The organism is Daejeonella sp., assembly GCF_017495225.1.
GTDB lineage: Bacteria > Bacteroidota > Bacteroidia > Sphingobacteriales > Sphingobacteriaceae > Daejeonella.
On record NZ_JAFEIG010000013.1, the window covers coordinates 40,938 to 64,194 of the forward strand.

Annotated in this window: 20 protein-coding genes; 6 read left to right on the top strand and 14 right to left on the bottom strand. The window is 35.3% G+C overall.

The genetic code is table 11. From position 1 onward, the window contains the following. Positions 1-9 precede the first annotated feature (9 nt). From QZ136_RS04980 to QZ136_RS04990, 3 genes are all read left to right on the top strand, one after another. Positions 10-954, top strand: coding sequence for an NAD-dependent epimerase/dehydratase family protein (locus QZ136_RS04980; RefSeq protein WP_291400995.1), 945 nt, complete (start codon positions 10-12; stop codon positions 952-954). 109 nt (positions 955-1,063) lie between these two features. Further along, positions 1,064-1,789 carry a YebC/PmpR family DNA-binding transcriptional regulator gene (locus QZ136_RS04985; RefSeq protein WP_291400997.1) on the top strand — a complete coding sequence of 242 codons (726 nt, stop codon included), beginning with the start codon at positions 1,064-1,066 and terminating at the stop codon, positions 1,787-1,789. A gap of 8 nt (positions 1,790-1,797) precedes the next feature. Next, positions 1,798-2,442, top strand: coding sequence for a hypothetical protein (locus tag QZ136_RS04990; protein WP_291400999.1), 645 nt, complete (start codon positions 1,798-1,800; stop codon positions 2,440-2,442). 726 nt (positions 2,443-3,168) lie between these two features. Here the strand turns inward: QZ136_RS04990 and QZ136_RS04995 are convergent. From QZ136_RS04995 to QZ136_RS05060, 14 genes are all read right to left on the bottom strand, one after another. After that, on the bottom strand, positions 3,169-4,278 hold the full coding sequence (locus QZ136_RS04995) for a restriction endonuclease subunit S (RefSeq protein WP_363244855.1): 1,110 nt from the start codon (positions 4,276-4,278) through the stop codon (positions 3,169-3,171). Further along, a complete protein-coding gene (locus QZ136_RS05000) occupies positions 4,266-6,296 on the bottom strand; it encodes an N-6 DNA methylase (protein WP_291401003.1) in 2,031 nt (676 codons plus the stop codon). The genes QZ136_RS04995 and QZ136_RS05000 overlap by 13 nt, the downstream gene beginning before the upstream one ends. 626 nt (positions 6,297-6,922) lie before the next feature. Further along, positions 6,923-7,297, bottom strand: coding sequence for a hypothetical protein (locus QZ136_RS05005; protein WP_291401005.1), 375 nt, complete (start codon positions 7,295-7,297; stop codon positions 6,923-6,925). Beyond that, positions 7,266-8,126: a hypothetical protein gene (locus QZ136_RS05010; protein WP_291401007.1), complete on the bottom strand. Its 861-nt coding sequence runs from the start codon at positions 8,124-8,126 to the stop codon at positions 7,266-7,268. Before QZ136_RS05010 ends, QZ136_RS05005 begins: the two co-directional genes overlap by 32 nt. A gap of 514 nt (positions 8,127-8,640) precedes the next feature. Beyond that, the gene (locus tag QZ136_RS05015) at positions 8,641-9,618 is read right to left on the bottom strand and encodes a PDDEXK nuclease domain-containing protein (RefSeq protein WP_291401009.1); all 978 of its coding nucleotides are present in this window, start codon (positions 9,616-9,618) and stop codon (positions 8,641-8,643) included. 362 nt (positions 9,619-9,980) lie between these two features. Continuing rightward, positions 9,981-10,115, bottom strand: coding sequence for a hypothetical protein (locus tag QZ136_RS05020; protein ID WP_291401011.1), 135 nt, complete (start codon positions 10,113-10,115; stop codon positions 9,981-9,983). Between the two features lie 44 nt (positions 10,116-10,159). Next, on the bottom strand, positions 10,160-11,098 hold the full coding sequence (locus QZ136_RS05025; protein WP_291401013.1) for a hypothetical protein: 939 nt from the start codon (positions 11,096-11,098) through the stop codon (positions 10,160-10,162). 564 nt (positions 11,099-11,662) lie between these two features. After that, positions 11,663-12,790: an ImmA/IrrE family metallo-endopeptidase gene (locus QZ136_RS05030; protein ID WP_291401015.1), complete on the bottom strand. Its 1,128-nt coding sequence runs from the start codon at positions 12,788-12,790 to the stop codon at positions 11,663-11,665. Positions 12,791-12,812: 22 nt separating this feature from the next. Beyond that, positions 12,813-13,145, bottom strand: a complete 333-nt coding sequence (locus QZ136_RS05035) for a killer suppression protein HigA (RefSeq protein ID WP_291401017.1) — start codon at positions 13,143-13,145, stop codon at positions 12,813-12,815. A 379-nt stretch (positions 13,146-13,524) separates the two neighbouring features. Beyond that, positions 13,525-13,986 (bottom strand): hypothetical protein, encoded by a 462-nt coding sequence (locus QZ136_RS05040; protein ID WP_291401019.1) that lies wholly within the window; start codon positions 13,984-13,986, stop codon positions 13,525-13,527. A gap of 514 nt (positions 13,987-14,500) precedes the next feature. Next, positions 14,501-15,661: a Fic family protein gene (locus tag QZ136_RS05045; protein WP_291401021.1), complete on the bottom strand. Its 1,161-nt coding sequence runs from the start codon at positions 15,659-15,661 to the stop codon at positions 14,501-14,503. A 412-nt stretch (positions 15,662-16,073) separates the two neighbouring features. Beyond that, complete coding sequence (locus QZ136_RS05050; protein WP_291401023.1) at positions 16,074-16,853, bottom strand: prolyl oligopeptidase family serine peptidase; 780 nt, start codon at positions 16,851-16,853, stop codon at positions 16,074-16,076. A gap of 105 nt (positions 16,854-16,958) precedes the next feature. Further along, on the bottom strand, positions 16,959-17,912 hold the full coding sequence (locus QZ136_RS05055; protein ID WP_291401025.1) for a rhodanese-related sulfurtransferase: 954 nt from the start codon (positions 17,910-17,912) through the stop codon (positions 16,959-16,961). An 83-nt stretch (positions 17,913-17,995) separates the two neighbouring features. Further along, positions 17,996-20,449: a DUF5686 and carboxypeptidase regulatory-like domain-containing protein gene (locus QZ136_RS05060; protein ID WP_291401027.1), complete on the bottom strand. Its 2,454-nt coding sequence runs from the start codon at positions 20,447-20,449 to the stop codon at positions 17,996-17,998. Positions 20,450-20,580: 131 nt separating this feature from the next. On the opposite strand from QZ136_RS05060, the gene kbl reads away from it, so the two are divergent. From kbl to QZ136_RS05075, 3 genes are read left to right on the top strand one after another with little or no spacing between them, the layout of a single operon-like run. Beyond that, positions 20,581-21,774 (top strand): glycine C-acetyltransferase, encoded by a 1,194-nt coding sequence (gene kbl / locus QZ136_RS05065; protein ID WP_291401029.1) that lies wholly within the window; start codon positions 20,581-20,583, stop codon positions 21,772-21,774. A 31-nt stretch (positions 21,775-21,805) separates the two neighbouring features. Continuing rightward, positions 21,806-22,840 carry a phenylalanine--tRNA ligase subunit alpha gene (gene pheS / locus QZ136_RS05070; protein ID WP_291401031.1) on the top strand — a complete coding sequence of 345 codons (1,035 nt, stop codon included), beginning with the start codon at positions 21,806-21,808 and terminating at the stop codon, positions 22,838-22,840. Further along, complete coding sequence (locus QZ136_RS05075) at positions 22,840-23,256, top strand: hypothetical protein (RefSeq protein ID WP_291401033.1); 417 nt, start codon at positions 22,840-22,842, stop codon at positions 23,254-23,256. Before pheS ends, QZ136_RS05075 begins: the two co-directional genes overlap by 1 nt. Position 23,257 lies beyond the last annotated feature (1 nt).

Below are 23,257 nucleotides of genomic sequence, written 5' to 3' on the forward strand. Positions count from 1 at the left end.
ACAATTTGTATGCTTGAAAAAATTCTTGTTATTGGCTCCAACGGACAAATAGGTACCGAATTGGTTACAGAGTTAAGAAAAAATTATGGCGACTCAAATGTCATTGCATGCGATATCCGTCGCCCGGACTATGATATCAAAAATGCAGGCCCCTTTGAGTTTGTAAATGTTCTAGAAAAAGATATTTTAAACGAAATTTTCAGAAAGTATAAGCCAACACAAGTTTATTTATTGGCAGCATTACTCTCCGCTACTGGCGAACAAAACCCAAAATTAGCTTGGGATTTGAACATGAATGGCTTACTCAATGTGCTTGACTTAGCCATAGAATATAAAACAGCAAGAATTTATTGGCCAAGCTCCATTGCTGTATTCGGTCCAAATTCACCTAAAGTCCAGACGCCACAATATTGCGTAATGGATCCCAATACAGTTTATGGAATCAGTAAGCTTGCAGGTGAGCGCTGGTGCGAATATTATTTCCAACGCTACGGACTAGATATTCGAAGTATTCGATACCCTGGATTAATCAGCTGGAAAGCCGCTCCTGGAGGGGGAACAACAGATTATGCCATTCATATTTTCCATGATGCTCTAATAAAAGGCTCATACAAAAGTTTCTTATCTGCTGAAACAGAATTACCGATGATGTACATGGATGATGCTATTCGCGGAACCATTGCATTGATGGATGCGCCAGCAGAAAAAATTAATATTCGTTCTTCCTACAATTTAACAGGAATGAGCTTCACACCAGAAATATTAGCCGACGAAATAAAAAAACATATCCCAAATTTCACATTGGGCTATACTGAATTTGATCCACGCCAAAATATTGCGAATAGTTGGCCAAAATCAATTGATGATAGTAGCGCGCAAGCAGATTGGGGCTGGAAACCAGAATTTGATTTGTCAAAAATGACAGCCGATATGCTGAAAAATTTAAAAAAATAGTAAAAAGCTAAATTCTGCCACAAAGCATTGTAAATTTGCGGCATTAGCATAAAAGGAAAGTTTAAAAACAAATAAAAAAACGTTTCTATAAAAATAGATAAATACGATAATGGGAAGAGCATTCGAATTCCGTAAAGAAAGAAAATTCAAGCGTTGGGCAAAAATGGCCGTTCAGTTTACACGTTTGGGTAAAGAAATAGTAATGGCTGTAAAAGACGGAGGGTCGAATCCAGATGCGAACTCTCGTTTAAGAACAGCCATGCAAAATGCGAAGGCCATAAACATGCCAAAGCATACTGTAGAGGCAGCAATAAAGAGAGCAAGCAATAAAGATGAAAGCAATTATGAAGAGATTGTTTATGAAGGATATGCTGCTCATGGCGTAGCAATTCTGATTGAAACTGCAACCGACAATACCAATAGAACCGTGGCGAATGTTCGTAGTTATTTTAACAAAACAAATGGTGCGCTTGGAAAAACAGGATCTTTGGATTTCATTTTTAGCCGTAAATCAGTATTTCGCTTCGATCCAGGAGAGATGGAATTAGATGAACTTGAATTTGAACTCATTGATGCAGGTTTGGAAGATTTATACGTTGAAGTTGATGAGAACGGAAAAGACATTGGTGTTATCCATACTTCATTTGAAGACTTCGGGAAAATGCAGAAAGCATTGGAAGAGAAAGGCATTCCTGTAATTAGCTCAAAGCTTGAACGTATTGCGCAATCTACCACTGAAGTAAATGAAGAACAAGCCGCAGATGTTTTCAAATTAATTGATAAACTGGAAGAGGATGATGATGTGCAGGCGGTTTACCACAATATGGCCGAATAAATTCAAAAATGACTTTTGAAGAATTTTTACTAAAAAAGAAAATTGATCCTGTTCAGCTGCAAGATGCTGATCAGGATTTTTTTGATGAATTTAAAAGTCATTTTATTGAAATGGGCGAAAAAAGCTTCGACCATAGTAAAAAATTCTGGTTCAATAAGTTAAGAAGAGCAAACCCACTAGCAGAAGTGGTGAAAATAGCGGTGGCACCGCAGGCTGAGGCACTCGAAGCCTCGTCATTTGAAACCCACAAAGCCCCGGTGGCTGAGGCCATGGTACCGCAGGCTGAGGCACTCGAAAGCCCGGTGGCTGAGGCCATGGTAACGCAGGCTGAGGCTCTCGAAAGCCCGGTGGCTGAGGCACTCGAAGCCAAAGCCAAACCCGCCTTCAAACCCCGATTCAAAGCAAATATTAATACAGAAATAAAGAATAATCAGGTAGAAGAAACCGAAACACCCAATTCCGAACCTACAAAACCCACAAACACAGCAAAACCCGCCTTCAAACCTCGATTTAAGGCCCCTGCAAAGCCCGCAGATGAATTAGATGTTAAAGAATCAGGTATTGCTCCTCCGAATGAGATCGTTGATCCTAAGCCAGCTTATAGGCCTCGTTTTAAGGCTGGGGGTGTGAAGAAGGATGAGAAAGGGGAATAATAATAAGCCAAGAATGTTGCCGTCATTCTTCAACCCTTCATCATTCATGGCAAATTCCTGCATAGTAAAGTCCCGCAAAACCTGAGTAGCCCATTTTCTGAATTATATTGCTCATTCTGAATTGACCTTATATCCTAATGATGGCTGACAAATTATAATGTTATGTATTATACGTTTTGCCCTCTTTGGCAGTTATTCGAAAATTTCGAACAACTGTCTCTTCTTCTAGCTCTCTATCCTTTAGTATCTCTTTAAGATGTAATTGATGGTATGGGTTTCTACCTGATATAAGTCAGCTTTTATTTTTGGCCTTGGTAAATTCAGGCTATGTTGCTTGGAAAGCAGTCGCCCGCTTGTAAGGGCAATCAAATGTGCCCCAATGTGCGGTTGGCATTTTATTTCTGTTGTTCATGATGTTCAATGCCCTTGGCTTTTAGCATTGGAGGAAACGTTTGGCGGCTTGGCGTAGTGGTGTATTTTTAGCACAAAAGTTCAATCGAAGAACTGCACTTGAACCTTGCACTAAACTGTCATAGAAGCACTGAACTCGCCATTACACCAAACCGCTTTAGCGGTACGGTGTTCTTTTCGTAAGACGATATGTCTGTTTTCTGCTGCATTACCCTTTGGTTGGGCGTTATGTAGTCAAGCTCTTTTGAAGGTTTTTGTCTATAAGTTAACTCGTGCTACCTGCAAATGTGCTTGACTACTGTACTGGCAGTTCGATTAATATTTTCCTTCTTCTTTCTTCCGTTGAACATATAAAACAACATCTTTAATCACTAGTTTATGAATTGCAGATATTATCGTCTCCATAATTTCATAATCTGGCTTGTTGTGTTTAACTGGTAATGAAATATCTAATACGTCAGCATCTTTAGCGTAAAAGTTTCTACCGTAGTTAAATTGACCATTGTAGGATGATTTATGAATTGCAGAAGTAACAAATATAGATGCGTACTTTGGCAACTTGTCTGTATGAACGACCGCAATATGGTCGTCACCACCATATTTGTAATTTCTGTATTTGGCTGAACCAAACATATCGATTGTGGACGTGTTTGCCGAAAATACTGTTACATTATTGCCAATAAACTCTGAAACACCTTCGTCTGTTTCGCCTGCTGTTACAAATGGTAATGAACCCGAAATTCTGTCTGCACTTTTAAGTCTTTTCCCACGAGTTGCTTTTCCAAATAAAATTTCAAGTTTGAATGATTGCCATTTCAAATCTTTATAATTTTCGATTATTTGTTTTTCTTTTGATGTCAGTTCGTAATATTTAATTCCATTCTCGATAAGAAAATTTTCAACTTTTGAGATACCTTCAACTTCTATACTTGAAATTATTCTTTGTATAAACTCAAAATCTATTTTACCATTTTTGGTTGGCAATAAGATTTTAGTTTTATTCATTTTCGCTCGATTAAATTTATTTCCATAATCATACTTCTTTGCTGTTGAAATTCTACTTGCAGAAATAATAGCGCTTGCAATTGATTTGTTGAAAGGCGTAAACTTTGGCACTAAATGTTGAATATGAGAATATCCAATAAAATCTTTTTCTTGATAAAACATTGTGTCTGCTCCCATAGTAGTGTCCGAGCAAGTAATAGCATTGCCCTTGTTGTTCGCTTTTAAGTTAGAGAAGCCCATTATTCCATTCTCTGTTGATGAATTAGTAACCAATGGAACTTTGCCGTTTTTACTTAATATTTCTCCGTTTTCTAAATGATACCATTTTGTTGGGTTGATACAAAATAAATCACCTAATTCGTACACACCCCACTTAACGTTTTTCAGTTCTTCGTTAAGTGGGGTATCTACTTTCCCAATGTATCAAGATTTTGATGTTTTAAAATTGTGCCTATCTCCCATGCTAAATATTCACCTACCGTTTTCTTAAAATCTTGCAATGCTGGTTTAGTATCAATGGGAGAAGATTGATTCCAATCTGCTCCATTATTAGGGTCTATTGTGCCTTCAAAATACTCTCTATCTGAAAAAATTTTAAGTTTACTTTTACCAAATCGAACCAAATCAACAACTTCTTGATAACGTTCTTTCGCTTGGTCTGTGTCTTTTAGATTGTTACTCGCTTTTTTTCGGTTTGCTCTTGTGTATCCGTCATTAGAAAAGTCAATGAATTTCACAATATCATCTTTGTGATGCTTTTCATCAACCTTGAAAACATAAATATTTGTATTTACACTTGCTTTACCAATAAATATGTCTACTGGCATTTTGATACTTGCTAAAAGTGAATGTTTTGCTAAAATTCTTTTATTGTAATCTATTGCTTTGCCTGAACCTGAAGAATTTTGTATGATAATTGCAGCATAACCTTTATTCATCATTCCTAAAGCTTTTTCAACGAAATTCATCCCGTTTCCTAAAGCTGAATATGGTGGATTTAGTATAAAAGCATCGGCTGGGAATTTCCTGTCAGTTTTTCCAAAACCATATTTTCCGTCAAAATCTTTTATGGAGTCAAGATTCAAAATGTTTGAACTTCCATCACCCATTAAAATCATATTCAAAATTGCTAACATATAAATATCAGGAAGCAATTCTAAACCAAGTAATTGTTCAGCTTTTATACTTATTTCTTTTTGTATAAGTTCTTGTGGCGACCTAATATTTTCCTTTGCATCATTAAGCATTTCGTTCATAGCAGCAACTAACAAGCCTGCTGAGCCTGTTGCAAAATCCCATACAAAAGAATCCTTATTAACTCTTGCTAGTTTTACCAATAAATTTGCAACGTATGAAGGTGTTAAAACAACATCATTTAGTTTGTCTTGCGAAAAGCCAAGCCAACCGTACATTTCATTAAACAGCTTTCCTGTAAAGTCTGTTGTTAAGCCTATTTTGTAATAAATACCTAAATCATCTACTATTTTGGTGAATACTCTTTTAATTTGACTTTCTCCATTTTCAACCTTGTTAATATTGTCGGTTGTTAATGTATTGTCTAAAGCTCTTGTAACAAATAGTTTCTTTTCGTTAGGTATATCTTTAATGTCTAAAAATGCCTTTATTTTTCGTAAAATAATGTCGCCATCTTTATTACCTTTTTCAACGGAAGATTTTAAATCAGATTTATCTAGTGCAGTAACTTTGTTAGGCACTCCGATGGTTGCCATAATTGATGCAGCAACTAAATAAACACGATCCTTTTCACCGATTCCTTTTTCGTTGTCAAAAATATGCTGATTAAGTTTTGTTAGAGTTTGGTCTATTTCCCTTTCTCGCTGCTCTTTTAGTTTGTCAAGTTCTTCGGTTGTAAGTTTTAATGTTTTAACTTTTTCTATGAAACTCTCAAAGTTTTTCGGAGCTAAAAATGAAAAGTCTGTATATTCTCCAACTTTTTGACCTGCACCAAGATTGATTTTGGAAACATAATAAACGCCAATTGAATAATGGATTTTACCTGTTTCGTCTTTGTGTCCTGTCATACCGATAGCTATAATGTCTGTATAGCTTGTATGATGTAGCAAAGCATTAGAATAATGAATAGCACCGTTTACAGCATAAGAATTGATGTTCTTAAAATTCGGTTCGTTTTTAGAAGTTCTGTTTTCAACTTGGCCATCAGCATCAAGTTTAACTAATTTATCTTTGTAACCTTTGTACTCGATAAGGACAGGAAAATATTCTAAATTTTTATTTTGTAACAAAATTTTTGCATCTGGCCTGTTTGCACCTGTCCCGCCATTTTTTGAATAATAGTCTTGAAGTGCTTTGTCTATTTCAGCATTTACTGATTCTTGTTCAAGTTTATAATCAACTTCATATGATTTAAGCCAACCATTTGCAAGGTCCGCTATATTGGGTTCTATTGATTGTGCCATTTATTTTGTCAATTCGTTTTGGTCGTAAAGTTAATTTTTTTATGCGTTTTTGTGTCCAAATTCGTCATCAAATTGTTAACCTTTCACTTGTCGCATGGTGGTTGGGCTTTGGGTGCGGTCAGGTAAAATTAAATGTGCTATAAAAGCATTGGTTTGTGTTTTGGCTTGTAGCTTTTTTAATTTTACGAAAGGATGGCATTTTGTTTATCATTTTAATGTTCGTTTATCGCCTGTTGTGCGGTCTTTTAGGGTTGCAGCTAATGTTTTCGAGCTTTGCGTTCGGGCGGGTTTCGGAGCACAAAACTGTCAACCTGCACTACACTTGAATAAAAGCATAAAGTTTGAAGGTCACCCTGCCTGACGCAAAACCCGTTTTGGCAGCAGTATTATTCATTTTTTGTCAGGAAAGTAATGTCTATAAACTACAAAAATTGATCCACCTAGTATTATGTCAAAACAACCATAAATCATTCTAGTTGTGTTGTCATCTGTCTCGATTAAAAAGTAAAGCACAATAAAAAATGCAAAAAGACCGGCTATAACTAAAATAGATTTGATGATCATAGTAAAAATTATTTCATATACCTGAACTCTTGCTTTTGTCAACTCAATATTTTCTTTATTGCTCATACAACTGCCTTATTAAGTTGATAAAATTCAATTTTTAAAATCTCGGACTTTTTGAACTCGTGTTTGGCGTTCTCTAGCATTAAGCAATTGTCGCACTCTATATTTTCAGGTATCTCTTTTTCTGAATTGTAATGAGTTATAAGTTTACCGCAGTCAGGACACTCAAGACCTATTCTCTTTTTAAAGAGGTTCTCTTTAACTGCTATTTCGCATAAAGTTTTTGCAGTTGGAGTATTTAGGTTGTAAAAACTCCGAATGTTTTCAACATAAATCCTATCAGGATTAGTTGCATTGATAACATCAAGTCGTTTATCAATAAAACGGCCTACGAACGATTTATCAATTATTTGAAAGAATTTCTCTAACCACATTTTTGTTTTGATTTGCGTTTTTTGAAAATAAAGGTATGCTTATTTGTCCACTGGAAGGGTCAACCGTAAAATGTTCAGGAAGAACTTCATCATCTCTTAGATATTTAAAAATCATTTTCCTTAACGGTGCATTCACTAAATTTTGGTAAACATCTGGATATTGGCTCTTAAGAGTATAATTCTCATCCATAGTTTCAGTTGTAGTTGACCTATCTTTTTTCCATTTAGCATATTTTGAATCTACCGAATCATTTGCCCAAAGTTGCTTTATACCCCTGTTAAGGTCACATATAGTGAGGTTTAAATGTGCAAAATGTGCACATACTTGTTCTATAATTGATAACTCGTCATTCACCTTTTCAGCATTTATTACTCTTCTGTTTTGGTCAAAATAATTGCTCATATTTTTTTCTAAAATAGTTGCATAGAATATAAGGTGAGTATTCGAAAGCACTATTTGTATGGGTTGGTGAAAACGTAAAGTCGCTTCTTCAAATGGATTTGTCAAGATTACTCTAAAGTCTACAATAGGTGAAATTGTTATTGTTTTCGCTCCAACGAGGTTAGTTTGGTGAACAATATCAATAGGGAATTGATTTAATTTTAAGTTGTTAGGAGTTGGTGCTTGTCCAATATTGTAAATGTAAATATGTTGCTTTGTGTTTTCTAAGTTTACGTAGCAAAAAGAGTCAATTATGGATTTTGTATTCCCATTTAATATTTCATTATAGAGTTCGTCTGAAACATTTGTAGAATTAAAATGCTCTTTCAGAACTTTTACAGGAAAAAGTCTAAGAAGTCTTTTTGAAATGTCACGTAGTGTATTCATTTGTTAAAGTAAATTTGTCCGTTAATATTGCCACCAACTCCGTTAAACCCGTAACAAAGTTTCACCCATACACCCAATTCCGGTTAGCTACTCGAAAATTTTATCGTTTTATTTATCCTCGAATATATTATTTTATCCCCAAAAGAAACAAAAACAATTCAATTAGAAATATAATATACTCAAAAAATAATAAATTTCCAAATAAACAAATACAATCGCCTAAAAAAGAAGCCATTACAAGCTAATCCTCCCAATAGAAATTGAAAGAATAAGCTATTCAGGAAACATCATAAGAAAATTTGATTTTTTTGATTTCAGATAGATGGATTAGCTATATCTGGAAGGAAAAGATCCAAGATAAAAATCAGGCGCTGCGAAGGCGGCATCCCAACGGTTTGCAGCTACCCGAAGCTGGTGATTTCGGAGCAATCACTTTCAACCAATTACCAAACTCTCTTTGGATCAGGAAACCCCGCCTTTTGGGGAGGTGCGGTTAGCAGTATTGGTTCTATTTCTAGTCCGCTTCATTATCAAACAGTTCGTGTAGTTTTTGTTGTAAAAGTTTCTTGTCAGGCAGTTGTGTTTTGTACTCCGAAACAAGAGTTGGGGAGAGGCTTCTGCTTAAAGCATATTCAACAACCTCACTGTCTTTATCTTTACATAATAGAATTCCAATACTTGGATTTTCATTCGGCTTTTTCACATCTCTGTCCAATGCTTCTAAGTAAAAGTTCAGTTGCCCTAAATGGTCAGGTTTAAATTTGTCGGCTTTTAGTTCAAAGGCAACCAAGCATTGTAGTCCACGATGGTAGAATAATAAGTCAATAAAAAAGTCGCTGCTACCAACTTGGAGTTTATATTCTTCACCTATGAACAAAAAATCCTTACCCAGTTCAAGAATGAAGTTTTTCATTTGTCTTAAAAGTCCACGCTGCAAATCACTTTCATTATGTGGCTCTGGTAAGTTTAAAAAATCAAATACATAACTATCTCTAAAAGTGCTTGAAATGTCGTGTTTGCTTTCTCTCAACGCTGTCGAGAGTATTAAGTTACCTAACATTGTCCGCTCGAAAAGACTTGAAGAGATTTGCCTATCTAGTTCTCTGTAACTGTAACTTTCTTTCTTGGCTAGTTTTAAATAAAATTCTCGTTCTTCAACATTTTTGCACCTTGAAAAAATAGCCAAATTATTTGACCAACTTATTTCTCTCAACAGTGTTGAGAGTTTTGGAAAGTCCTTGTAAGATTCGTAAAACTGTTTCATTCTCCACATATTCTTGTCGGAGAAGCCTTTAAGATTAGGTTCGTTTTGTTGAATATATTTTGCTAATTCAGATACCACAGAGTCGCCCCATTCAGCTTGTTCAATCTTATTGGTTATGTACTCTCCAATATTCCAATACAAATTAATCAGTTCAGCATTTACGGCTCTAATTGCATTTTCCCGTGATTGTTTTATAAGTTGAATGATGTCGGTAAATCGATTGTCCATTTTTATTTCTAAATGCTAAAAAATTATGTTTTCTAGTTGTTTGTCTGTTTGAAGCGGATTTTCACAATTACTGCTAACTCCCTTATCCCCGATACAAATTTCACACACCCATCCGACACTGGCTAGAAATACGAAATTTCTTATCGTTTTAATTATCTACCTATATATTGTTTTATCCACAAGAAACAAAAACAAATCAATTAGAAATATAATATACTCAAAAAAATAATAAATTTCCAAATACAATCGCCTAAAAAGACCTCATTACAAGCTAATCTTCCCAATAAAATTGAAAGAATAAGCTAGTCAGGAAACCTTATTGGAAAATTCGATTATTTTTTAATTTCAGAGAGATGGAATAGCTATTTTGGGAAAGAAAAGATCCAAGATAAAAAATTAAGGTCTGAGGAGGCGGCATCCCAACGGTTTGCAGCTACAAGATTTGGCGATTTCGAAGATGAAAACTGTCTGCCACCACCGTACTTGACACGAAGCATAAAGCTTCATTTAACCAAGAGCCGCCAATTTCTTGTAGGTGCTGTTACTTACCGTATTTCTTTTCAAGGTCATTTATCAAGTTGCTAAATACATAGTCGTGCTCTTGTCTGATACCAAGTTCTTCCAATGGTTGCCAATAAAATCTTGGTGTCAAAACAGAAGTGTATGTTGTAATTCTCGTCATTTTACATTGGTTGTCACCAACTTTGTCAAAATAGTATATTGCTTCTTTGAAGCCAAGCCAATTTCGTCCGACAAGTTTGTAGTCAATTACGTCCATTTTTAAGACTTTGCCACGTTCAAGTTTGGTAATTTTCTCAACGATTGTTCCGCTACCAAAGTCGTGTTTGCTTGATTTACCTGCTTTGAAATAGCAAGTTCTCAGTCCGCCAACTTCTTCTTTTTCTAATACGCATTTTGTTGGAATAGGAAGGTCAAAATACATTAGATAAGGTTTCTCTGCATCTAAGGTGTCAACTGATTTAATTGCGTCATAAACTTGTTCGGGTGTGTAGTTAAAAACTTGTTCTGTTTTTACTTCATTTATGACTTCTTTGTCTGTTTTTAGAAAATGTTCTGTCGGTGCAGCAATAAGAAATGGAATAAGAGGTAAAAACAAAACAGAAAGTCTGTTAGTGTCTTTGATTTGCCTGTATCGTCTTACTAAATGCGTAATTACATAACCTAAGAAAATTAAAGGAACAACAATCGGAAGTGTCATTACGATACATAAAAGTCCAGATAGTCCTGGAAACACCAAACAGATAAGAACGATTGTAGTTGTTATCAATGCTCCCCAAAGTATATATTTTTTGTTTGGCATTGCTCCCAAAGCAACTCCTAATACGATTGGCAAAAGAATGAAAAATACCCAACTATAATCTACAAGTCCAAGAAATAGAAATGCAATTCCTGTCCCAAGAAATATGAGTGTCAAAATTATTGATAGTTGGAAACTTCGGTCTTTAAGTATTTCTTTCACTGTCTGTGTGTTGTTCGTTAATATGGCAGGTAACTCCTTTATGCCCGAAACATTCCTTCGCCCATACACCCTATTATGGTTAGCTTGACGAAATTGTTTCGCATTTTATTTATCTCCGAATATATTCTTTTATCCCCAAAAGAAACAAAAACAAATAAATTAAAAATATAATATACTCAAAAAATAATAAATTTCCAAATACACCAATGCAATCGCCTAAAAAAGAAGCCATTACAAGCTAATCTTCACAATAAAAATTGAAAGAATAAGCTATTCAGGAAAGAGCACAAGAAAATTTGATTTTTTTTGATTTCAGATAGATAAAAAGATATCTCTGGAAGGAAAAGATCTATGATAAAAAATCAGGTTCTGCAAAGGCAGGATCCTAAGGGTTTGGCGCTTGGCGGATTTCGGAGCAATAATTCAATTTAGCCTTAATGTTATTAGAAATTTCGCTGTTCAATTTGTTTTTCTTGTTCGCTTTGCGTTTCATTGTCAAAGCCATAGCAGTATTCTAATACAGTAAACGGGAGATTTATTTGATCATTGATAAATTATTTTTTCCTATCCAGTGTAATGTTGGCATCTATTCGCTGCAATAATAATTAAACAAATCAATTTTTGTCTGAAGCCATTGCCAATATGAAATGGAATGAGTTTTAAATGTTGCAACCTGCCAATAATTACACCCGCTGGTGTTCTGAAATTATTGGCAAATTGGTGTATCATTTCTTCGGTCAATGGAGCTGCATCAATAATTTGTTTCAGTTCGTTTTCTGTCAATAATAGTTTAGCAGCAAATGCATTGGCTTCTTCTTCTTTCTCTTGGTCTATTTCTGTGCCTTCTACATTTTCTAAGAAAATATCTTTTTTGCCGTGCAAAATAATGTGTGCTGCTTCGTGGAAAAACGTAAACCAAAAATGGTCGTTGGTTCTAAACCTACCTGAAAGTTGAATAATAGGTTTGTTATGGAACCAGCGTGTTGCTCCGCTTATTGGTGCTTTTGATAAGTTTTGTGTAAATACAAGAGCCACACCACATTTAGCACAAATATTTTGCAATTGTTGGATGAAATCGTCATGCATCAAAAAAGCCAATTCTTTAATTTCCGCTAAAGCTTCTTTGAATTTCTTTTTGTCAAACTCTGCAATGTCAATTTCCTTAGCTTGTATTTCACCCTTACGTAACCATGCTGAAATAGCATGAGGACTTTGGGTGTGAGCCAATGATATTTTGAAAGCAACAGAAACTTCTTCATCTACATAAATCCTTTTCCATTCATCTGTGCTTGCCACGCAAAAAAATTTTAGCAGACTGTCCATCAAAATATATTTTTCTCTTGTGTTGGGCAGCCAACCAAATTTTCTCATTTGATTTACAGGAAAAGCATCAAGCCAATCATATTGCTTTTCAAGCTCTTCCTGTAGATTTAATTCATACAATTCCTTTCTATATGATTTTTCACTGTTTAACCAAAAACTAGCCGCTATGCCAAGCACATTCTCTAATTGGAAAGCAGTAGGAACAGTAATTGGTTCTCTTCCTTTTATCAAGTCATTGATTTTTTCTTTGGGTCTTCCCATTCTTTCGGCAAGTTCAGCTTGGCTCATGCCGATAAAATCTAAATGTTCCTGAATAGTATCGCCAGGAGGAGATAGTAATGATTTTGCTATTTCGAGTGTCGTTGCCATGTTGTTTGTCTTAGTCTGTTTGCTAGTGGTAGTCTTCAATTTCATTAATCTGAATTTTTGTGACTTCTTCCCAATTCAAACCGCTATCGTCTTTTTTGGGTATTGGATCATGGAGTGGCTCAAAAATCATTCGATAATTGCCTGAAACATCTACTGCCAATTCTCCTTTATGGTCGCCAGTTAGCTCGTGGCATCTTGCTGCCGGGATGGTTCTCATAATCCCTAAATTATCCGCATCTTTCAAGTTTTTTAGCCTCTGCTTAATCTTTATAGCCTTCTGCCCGAAGGATTTTACCATCTCCTTTGGCTCGGTCAATTGCTTTTCAAGCTTTCTGCTTTTATAACTTATTTCCACTGCAAAAATAAAAATTATTAACGAAAAAGGTTAACAAAAATGTATTATTTAAAATAGCCAAGAAAGCCATGACAAAAAATGGCTCTTTTGGTTTTGCCGTAGGGGGCGGCAATGTATGTTGGGGCAAAAGCAAATGTGCTAAATGTGCAGATTGCTTTTAAGTCATTTTCCTAACTGTTCATGTTTAACTCTGTAGTGATTTAGGCTTGCTTGTAAGGCGAATATTTACATTCGAGCTGAAAATATCAAAACGTTAGATTAGGCCTTAAGCCTTCTTGACGGAAATACATAATTGGGCAAGACCACTTTCGTCCACAATGAACAATTAGCGCCAAATTTTATTCTGAAAGGCCAAGGACTGCTGAAACCTTAGCAATAATTATTGATTCAGACGTTTAAAGGAATTTATGAGCATAAAATAATAAATTACTTCGCAAACAGCCATCAAGGCTACGTTAAATAAGTCTTTTGTATTCTCATTGATGTCCAAATTCTTGTCTACGAAATAGACAATTGTACCAACGGGTATTGCGAGAATAATTAATAAAACTAAAAAACGGATACCAGTCACAAAAGACAAGGAAAGAAATCTTTTGAAGTAGTCTTTATTGTCGCCTGCGGAGTTAATGTCAAAAGTTTTCTTTGTCCCGATTACAGTAACTACAATTGAAACTAATATTTCTATGGCAATAAACCAATTATTTGTATTGTCACTACCTCCAATGTACGTAACAACTGAAGAAAATATCAAGGTAATTAAAAGGTAATTAAAAGCTTCTTTGTCGGAAAGAACACCGTTTTTTAGTCGTGTTTCTAATTCCTTAATGTTAAACCAAATCATAGTATTTATTTTAATCTTATTTACAAATTGTGATTGTTCGAAACCGTTCAAAGGGCTTACACCCAAATCTTTATATCCACAATAAAAATCGCATACACATCTAAGTCTTCAGTGATATCAGAATTTTTTATTGTTTTAATTAAATCGAATATAATAATTTATTATAAATAGACAAAAACAAAATATTTAGAAATATAATATACTCAAAAAATAATAAATTTCCAAATAAACAATCTGAAACCGCCTAAAAAAGAAGCCATTACAAGCTAATCCTCCCAATAAAAATTGAAAGAATAAGCTATTCAGGAAACATCACAAGAAAATTTGATTTTTTTTGATTTCAGATAGATAAAAAGATATCTCTGTAAGGAAAAGATCCATGATAAAATCAGGCTCTACAAAGGCAGAATGCTAAGGGTTTATCGCTTGGCGTTTGGCGAATTTTTAACACAAATTTAAATCGAAGAATTGCAATAAACCTAGCACAAAATTAACAAAATCACTGCACCCACCATTAGGCCAAGCCGCTCTTGGGTGCTGGTATTTTTTCATCACTTATTTTCGGTATTCTTATGTTTTTGGGACTTACAATAACGTAATTTGTTTTCTTTCCGCTGTCTTCTGCTTTCAACATTTCTTTTGCGACTAAATCTTGCAAATCTCGCAAAGCTGTGTCTGTTGAGCATTTGGTAAGTTTCGCGTAGGTTGATGTTCGTAAAAACCCGACTTCTTTACTGTAATTGTCATAAAGATAATTAATTACAAGACGTTGTCTTTCGTTCATGTTTGTCGACTTATGTCTGTCCCAAAAGTGTGCTTTATCCAAAATGATTTCCAAATTTTGTTCACTTGCTATTAAGGCTCTTTCAAAACAACCAAGAAACCATTCTAAATATTTTGTGATGTCTGATGTGCCTTTTTGTGTTAGTTCAATAATGTTGTTATAGTGTTTATGCTCTTTGAAGATTTGGTTTGATAAGCTGTAAAAACGAATTTTACTATTATCGCTTTTTGCTAAGCACATATCTAAAATCGCGCGCGCTATTCGTCCATTGCCATCATCAAAAGGGTGAATTGTAACAAACCAAAAGTGAGCAATGATAGATTTCATGACTAAATCTAAACTTTTATCACTATTAAACCAACTTAAAAATTGTTCCATTTCGTGCGGAACCCTGCTGGCTGATGGTGCTTCAAAATGTATTTTTTCCTTACCAAAATTGCCCGAAACTACCTTCATACCGCCCGAACGATATTTGGCAACATCTATTTGCTGATAACCACTAAAACCTGTTTGAAAAAGTGAGTTATGCCAACCTAAAAGGCGTGTTTCTGAGAGTGCTTTGTCGAATTTTTGTGTAGCATCTAAAACAACATCAACAATTCCTTCAATGTTTCGGGGTGTCTTTATAAAATCAGCATTTTCAATACCTAATTTTCGGGCTATAGATGAGCGTACCATTTCGGGATTTAAAAATTCACCTTCAATTCTTGATGTATCTACAACATCTAATATAAGCGATTCCAAAGTGGCACGCTCTATAAAATCGAAACCTAAACTTTCCATACGACCCAATAAACGTCCTTGTAAATGCCTTACAGAAGCCAAGATGGGTGATAACTTGTCGTTATCCCAATAAAAGTTTGTCCAATTTTCTCTTTCGTGTATATACATATTTTCACCGCAAAATATGCGGTGAAAATACAAATTTTACACCGCAAAACAATTTTTGCTTCTAAAATCTTTAATTGTTTTTTGTTTAATGCTGGCTTTTATTGTTACACTTGCACACAAGTCCTTTATACCCGAACAAATTTCGCCAATCCACCCCAATCTGCTTAGGTACTCAAAAAATTTATCGTTTTAATTGGAATCGAATATATTAACTTATCCCTCAAAGAAATCAAAACAAATCAATTAGAATATAATATACTCAAAAAATCATAAATTTCAAAATAAACCAATGCAATCGCCTAAAATAGAGCCCATTACAAGCTAATCCTCCCAATAAAAATTGGAAAAACAAGCTACTCAAGAAACATCACAAGAAAATTCGATTAATTTTTGATTTCAGATAGATAAAAAGCTATCTCCGGAAGGAAAAGATCCATGATAAGAAATCAGGCTCTGCAAAGGCCGCATCCCAGCTGTTATGGTTAGCATCTGGATAAACGCTAAACTTCACCTCCGAGCCCAATCGCTTCAACTCATTGACCACAATTTCTGACTTTTGAATGGGAACAACATTATCCTTTGCTCCATGAAAAACCCATAGTGGCATATGCTTATACTTTTTCACATTTTCTACATGATCGCCACCACAAATGGCAAAAGCCGATGCAAAAAGATTGGGCTTTCTTCTCAAAATTTCAAAAGTCCCCATGGCACCCATTGAGAGTCCGCCTACATAAAAACGATCATTATCGGTGAATTTCTCGGACTTCATTTTGGCTACCAGAGCCATCAGCATGCTCATCGACTTATTTGGCTTAGCACCCTTTTGAAAGCTAAATCGTTCCGTACTCTTCCCATCACCAAATTTAACATTGGCCCAAAAATCACCCTGAGGGCATTGAGGGAAAATTATAATTGCAGGGAAATTTTTTCTGTTTTCTGAATTAAGGAAAAGCTTAGAACCATGGACCAACTGGACTTCATTATCATTCCCACGCTCACCAGCACCATGTAAAAAAAATAATACGGGGTACTGCTTCTGCGGATCAAAATTTTCGGGCAATAACATTCTATAGCTAAGGGTATCTCCTCCCTTTATGAATTGCTCTTTAGAAAACAAAGTCTTATCCTGTGCAATACTATATTGTACACTTACAAAAAGCAGGACTGCGATGGCTACTAATTTCCTCATTGATAATTTTTTTTAGGAAATTAAGAATTCTTTATTTGTATATCCCTATTTTTTTAGAAAAACAAAATAAACCGCAAGAATTAAAAAGCCAAAGCCCTCAAAATCTTAAGCTTTAACTGCTTTTAATTTATCTGTATTAATAGGCTGCGGAACCTTCACATAATATCCGGTACCATCATAAACTCGCTTACGCGGATGTGCCTGACAGACATCAGAACATGCACCATCTAATTGCTCACCGCATGCATCACACTGTGTAAAATGCTCATTGCACTCAGGATTGGCACAATTAATCATTTTAGTGGTATGAGTGCCGCAATTACGACAAGTAGAAATCACCTTGGGGTTTACCGAGTTTACATCAACTGCTACACGATTATCAAAAACATAACATTTGCCTTCAAAATCTTCGCCACCAGCTTCCTTACCATATTTGATAATTCCACCATGAAGCTGATACACATTTTCAAAACCTTCATGCAGCAATAAAGCACTCGCTTTTTCGCATTTTATCCCACCAGTACAATAGGTCACAATCTTTTTATTCTTGAACTTGGCCAGCTCATTGATTTGTTGTGGGAAATCGCGGAAATTATCAATATCAAAGGTGATGGCATTTTTAAACCTACCAATAGAATGTTCATAGTTTGATCGTACATCTACAATAACCACATCTTCATCATCCTTCATATTCACAAAATCTTCAGGCTCTAAATGAATTCCAGTTTTAAGCTCTGGATTAATTATAGAAGGATCCCTTAAACCGGAATGCACAATTTCTGCCTTGTACCTGCAATGCATCTTAATAAAGGAAGGTTCCTCTACATCATCTATTTTAAAGTCGATTTTTGAAAAACGAGGATCAGCATGTAGCGTATCCATGTAAATTTTACATGACTCTTCAGTCCCCGAAACGGTTCCATTTAGTCCCTCATCAGCCACAATAATACGCCCAACAAGGTTTAAAGATTTACAAAATTGTAGATGGTCGGATGCAAATTGTTCTGCACCCTCAATTCTACTATAGCAATAGTAGAGTAGTGTTTGGTATTTGATCATAATTCATTGATACTGCTGCAAACAGCGTTTAATGCGGTGCAAAGATACAATTTTCGTTTAAATTATGCAAATACAACTAAGACTTAAAGGACTATTCCAAATCTAAATCCATCGTCATAACCCTTTCCATTCACAAAAGATCTACCATAAACTAACCTGAAATTCAAATATTGGAGTCCGGCATAACCCTCCGTAAAATTCCTCATTTTAGGCGTGCTTAAATAATTAAAACCAATAACTTCACTCAATTTTAGTTTCCGTATGTAAGGTATTTTATTGGTTAAAAATCCCGAGAAATTATGATGTAAATGAGCTTCAAAATAGCTTTGAGGAGTACTGTATTTATAATAATCTAAGAAAATAAAATTGTTTGATTCTGTTGAAAAAGACCAAAGCCTATTCCCTCTAAAATGCTTATAATCAACAAAATACATGCTTTTAGAATTTAGAAACTTCCCTGCACCTAACCAAAATGATGAACTTCCTAAAAGTCCGCTTTTAATATCCGACTTCGCCAAGTCAACAGAAACTAAGTCGTAATTTACATCAGAGCCAAGCAGTCCATGAATACCCTTAGAATAATTAATACTTAACCTGGGATATTTTGACGGACTGTAAAACCTACCTGTAGGATAGGTTGCATACTCATTACTAAAAGCATAAGAAGCTCTAAACTGTATTTTAAAAGCTTGATTTTCTGGAAACATTGGCAGATTAGAATCTGGTAAAAGCGGATCATTTGATGTGAACTGTTTTCCCTCCAAATCTCTAATTTTATAATCCGTGGTATTTAGCAAGGCTCTACGGTTTGTCCATCCGGCAGAAAAGCTTGTTTGAATATTACCCAGGGACTTAGAATAAATCAAGTTGATAAATTTACTCTCGTAAACCTTTAGCAAATTGCGTTCAAAATAAAGGGTATTTATCATGTTTCCCAATTGCGATAAGGGTGTTAAATTATTCAAATCCATTACATCCGAACCCATATTTAGGCTAAGTCGCGAGGTTTTTATAGGTATTGAACCAAACATGCTACCATACATCCTTTCACTTGAAAAACCATACCTTAATTTACCAGTAATACTAAGATATTTATTAGTTGCCGAATCAATTTGTTTAGTGTAGGAAGCCTGATAATTTAATCCAAAACCCTCCACCGTATTGTAAAAAGCAGAATTTACCAAAGACCCAAAGCGATAATATTCCTTTTTATAACGATTTCGCGGATTATAGCCCGAACCAATAATAAAGGCTAAAGGTTTAAATTTATTATTTACCGCATCTAGAGAGTCTAAATAGACCTTCGACTCCCTTTTTGCTGCTAACGTTTCTTTTTTAACATAATCAATTTGCTCCTCGGCGGTCAGCGGAATTGGTCGCGCTTGTTCCCAATAAGTGCTATCTTTTTTATTGACTTCTTTCGTAATTTTTAAAACTTCTGCAAAATCCTTCTTCTTCAAATTGCCACCAAAATCATAATTTTTATAGAGGGCAATAAAATATCCGCCGAAGCGAAAACCAAGAAAACCGCCAGTAAAATCATATCTAATGGATGAGGGCATCCAGATTTTTGATTTTACGGGAATAAACTCCTGTCGAATACTTAAGGTATCAATTACATTAATATTTGCCTCTTTGGTGAGATATAAATCGGTGCTATGGATGCGCCAACTATCCTCCAAAATATAAATTATTCCTCTGAAAACTGGGTCAGCGGCACGCCTAGGCATGATTTCAATTTTATTAATCATCTCCCCATTTTCGATGCTCGTACCCAATAGTTTATATTTATAATAAAATAAGGCATTATCGGCAATTGGTGAAATGAAAGGGCGATTACTTAGGTCATTAAGAACCAATAAATTCTCGTAAAAGTTTAATTCCACATCAGAAACACGATTGAAACTGAAAGAACGATTACTACCCGAAACTTTGGAAGAAATCATTTCTTCACGTAATTTATCCGGCTGCATAAAACTAATTTTTGTTTCTGATTCAGATAAATATAGAATGCCTCTCCTATTTGAATCTAGTCCGATTTGCTTCCCAATCTCATCAATATTTTGACCTAAAAACTTTTTTGGAGCCGATAATAATTTCTGCATGCCCTTGATATAAACATCAGCAGTATATTGTTCTACCTCGGTAAGATGGCGTTTACGTTTACGAATAGCATTTCTAATTACTTCATATGCCGGATCCTCCGCATCTGCCTGTATAATTACATCCTTTAATTCATAAACCGATGGATTTAAAATAACATCTAATGTTTGAGCAGTTTTAAGGTCGATTTGTTTACTTTCCTGACTAAAGCCAATTGCTTTAAAAATTAAAGTATGCTGACCTGCAGATAATTTAAGCTGATATTCTCCTTCGCTATTAGCCGAAGTCCCACGTGTAGTGCCCTTTTCATAGACACTCGCGAAAGGCACGGATAAGCCTTTATTATCCTTAATTGTTCCTTTTAATAAAATTTCTTGCGCATAAGTAAAACCTGAGGCGCAAAGGAATAGTAAAACGAAAGAAAATAATCTCATGTGTTTATTTTTTTTATAAAGATGGAAATAATTCAATTATGGTTGCATAAATTAAAAAAATAGAAGAATACAATACAATTAGTGGGGAAGTCTTTAGATTTTGTAATTTTACAATTCCTAATCCTTTAAATATGTATACAACCCTTAAGCCGGTATTAGAAAAAGAGCTGGAAGAAATTGAAAAAGCAGGCCTTTATAAGCGCGAACGCATTATTATTACTCCTCAGGGAGCTGATATTAAAATCCAAGGAGGGCAAGAAGTAATTAATTTTTGCGCGAATAATTATTTGGGACTGGCATCAGACCCAAGAGTAATTGAAGCGGCTAAAAAAGCGATGGATACGCATGGCTTCGGAATGGCCTCTGTACGATTTATCTGTGGAACCCAGGATATTCACAAAGAATTGGAAGCTAAAATCTCCGAATTTCTAGGCACTGAAGACACCATTCTTTATGCTGCTGCATTTGATGCCAATGGAGGTGTATTTGAGCCTTTATTTGATGAGCAGGATGCAATCATTTCGGATGCATTAAATCATGCTTCTATAATTGATGGGGTACGTTTATGTAAAGCACAGCGTTATAGATATTTACATGACGACATGGCCGATCTTGAAGAAAAACTAAAGGAAACTCAACATCTTCGTCACCGTATTATTGTAACCGATGGTTCTTTTTCTATGGATGGAACAATCGCTCAACTTGATAAAATATGCGATTTAGCAGATAAATACAATGCTTTAGTCATGATAGATGAATGTCACTCCTCAGGTTTTTTAGGCAAAACAGGAAGAGGTACACATGAGCACCATGGGGTAATTGGCCGTGTGGATATCATCACAGGAACTTTAGGAAAAGCACTAGGTGGCGCTTCTGGTGGATTTACATCAGGTCCTAAAGAAGTAATCGATATTTTACGTCAACGTTCTAGACCTTATTTATTCTCCAATACTTTAGCACCATCTATCGTGGGAGCTTCCATTGAAGTCCTAAATATGTTAGGCGAAAGTACTGAGCTTAGGGATAAATTAGAATTTAACACGAAATATTTCCGTGAGAAAATGACAGCGGCAGGCTTCGATATAAAGCCAGGAACACATCCAATTGTGCCAATTATGCTTTATGATGCTAAATTAGCACAAGACTTTGCTGCCGAATTATTGAAGGAAGGAATTTATGTCATCGGATTTTACTTCCCAGTAGTTCCGAAAGGAAAAGCTAGAATTAGAGTGCAATTATCCGCATCACATAATCAAGAGCACCTTGATAAAGCGATTGCCGCCTTTACGAAAGTTGGCCATCAATTGGGTGTTTTAAATAAATAATATAAGGAATTTTTCCCACAAATACAAGGAAATGCAAGAAAAAATCAATCAGTATACCGCAGAAATAAACGCTTTTCAACCCAAAAACGCCGAAGAACTGGAAACATTCAGAATCCGCTTTTTAGGAACAAAGGGAATTATTAAAGATCTCTTTGAAGAGTTTAAAACGGTATCATCTGAAGATAAAAGGGTTTATGGCAAGGTTTTGAACGAGTTCAAGCAAATGACTGAGGCCAAGTACCAAAGTCTTAAAGAAGGTTCTGAATCTGAAGAAAGTGGTTCAAAATCTGAACAAGACCTGAGCTTACCTGGCGAAGGATTTGAGCTAGGCACACGTCATCCTTTATCTCTTGTAAGAAAAGAAATCATCGAAATATTTAAAAAACTTGGCTTTAATGTGGCTGAGGGACCAGAAATTGAGGATGATTGGCATAATTTCTCGGCGCTAAACTTTCCCGAAGAGCATCCTGCTAGAGATATGCAAGATACCTTTTTCATCAAAAAAGGTGGCGAAAAGGGCGATATCGCTTTGAGAACGCATACTTCTTCTGTTCAAGTAAGAATGATGGAAGGCGGGAAACCACCATTCCGTGCTATCATGCCAGGAAGAGTTTATCGTAATGAAGCTATTTCTGCTAGAGCACATTGCTTTTTCCATCAGGTGGAAGGTTTATACATTGATGAGAATGTTTCCTTTGCCGACTTAAAACAAACCTTATTTTATTTCGTTCAAGAACTATTTGGGGAAGGCACGAAAGTCCGTTTCAGACCAAGTTATTTCCCATTCACCGAGCCATCGGCAGAAATGGATATTTCATGTTCAATTTGTAAAGGTGATGGATGTCAGCTTTGCAAACATAGTGGCTGGGTAGAAATTTTAGGTTGCGGCATGGTAGATCCGAATGTGCTTGAAAATTCAAATATCGATAGTAAAAAATATACCGGATATGCTTTCGGAATGGGAATAGAAAGAATTACTAATTTGAAATATCAAATTAAAGATTTAAGGCTCTTCTCAGAAAATGACGTTAGATTCTTAAAACAATTTCAGTCGGAAATGATTTAATGCGAATAAAACTGACATATCTCTTTATTTTAATCAGCCTTCTGTCATGCAGCAAAGATAATATTGACAGAATTCCGGATGTTTATGTAAGCTATAAAATTACCTTGCAGGAATTCAATATTAAAAGCACAAACGGGCTTTTATTGGTTAATAATCAGGCAAATACAGGAGTTGCGGGACTCATCATATACAAAAGAGCCGATGGTGCATTTGTGGCTTATGATCGATGTAGCTCAGTAAATCCACAAAAAAGGTGTGCGGTTGTGCCGGATGATCCCAATTTAACCGCAACAGACCCCTGCAGTGGAGCAAAATTCTCATTGTTTGATGGGAGTCCGGTGAAAGCACCCGCAGAAAGATCGCTTAAGCAATATAGAGTAATTATTACTAATTTTGACCTCATGGTAGTTAACTAAA

What these genes read in the sequence shown, in the direction of transcription:
- QZ136_RS04980 (WP_291400995.1), top strand. Translation starts at nt 10, where the DNA reads ATGCTTGAAAAAATTCTTGTTATTGGCTCCAACGGACAAATAGGTACC.
- QZ136_RS05030 (WP_291401015.1), bottom strand. Translation starts at nt 12,790, where the DNA reads ATGGCAACGACACTCGAAATAGCAAAATCATTACTATCTCCTCCTGGC.
- QZ136_RS05040 (WP_291401019.1), bottom strand. Translation starts at nt 13,986, where the DNA reads ATGATTTGGTTTAACATTAAGGAATTAGAAACACGACTAAAAAACGGT.
- QZ136_RS05010 (WP_291401007.1), bottom strand. Translation starts at nt 8,126, where the DNA reads ATGAATACACTACGTGACATTTCAAAAAGACTTCTTAGACTTTTTCCT.
- QZ136_RS05045 (WP_291401021.1), bottom strand. Translation starts at nt 15,661, where the DNA reads ATGTATATACACGAAAGAGAAAATTGGACAAACTTTTATTGGGATAAC.
- QZ136_RS05050 (WP_291401023.1), bottom strand. Translation starts at nt 16,853, where the DNA reads ATGAGGAAATTAGTAGCCATCGCAGTCCTGCTTTTTGTAAGTGTACAA.
- QZ136_RS05055 (WP_291401025.1), bottom strand. Translation starts at nt 17,912, where the DNA reads ATGATCAAATACCAAACACTACTCTACTATTGCTATAGTAGAATTGAG.
- QZ136_RS05075 (WP_291401033.1), top strand. Translation starts at nt 22,840, where the DNA reads ATGCGAATAAAACTGACATATCTCTTTATTTTAATCAGCCTTCTGTCA.
- QZ136_RS05020 (WP_291401011.1), bottom strand. Translation starts at nt 10,115, where the DNA reads ATGCTTCGTGTCAAGTACGGTGGTGGCAGACAGTTTTCATCTTCGAAA.
- QZ136_RS05015 (WP_291401009.1), bottom strand. Translation starts at nt 9,618, where the DNA reads ATGGACAATCGATTTACCGACATCATTCAACTTATAAAACAATCACGG.
- QZ136_RS05060 (WP_291401027.1), bottom strand. Translation starts at nt 20,449, where the DNA reads ATGAGATTATTTTCTTTCGTTTTACTATTCCTTTGCGCCTCAGGTTTT.
- QZ136_RS04985 (WP_291400997.1), top strand. Translation starts at nt 1,064, where the DNA reads ATGGGAAGAGCATTCGAATTCCGTAAAGAAAGAAAATTCAAGCGTTGG.
- pheS (WP_291401031.1), top strand. Translation starts at nt 21,806, where the DNA reads ATGCAAGAAAAAATCAATCAGTATACCGCAGAAATAAACGCTTTTCAA.
- QZ136_RS05005 (WP_291401005.1), bottom strand. Translation starts at nt 7,297, where the DNA reads ATGTGGTTAGAGAAATTCTTTCAAATAATTGATAAATCGTTCGTAGGC.
- QZ136_RS04990 (WP_291400999.1), top strand. Translation starts at nt 1,798, where the DNA reads ATGACTTTTGAAGAATTTTTACTAAAAAAGAAAATTGATCCTGTTCAG.
- kbl (WP_291401029.1), top strand. Translation starts at nt 20,581, where the DNA reads ATGTATACAACCCTTAAGCCGGTATTAGAAAAAGAGCTGGAAGAAATT.
- QZ136_RS05000 (WP_291401003.1), bottom strand. Translation starts at nt 6,296, where the DNA reads ATGGCACAATCAATAGAACCCAATATAGCGGACCTTGCAAATGGTTGG.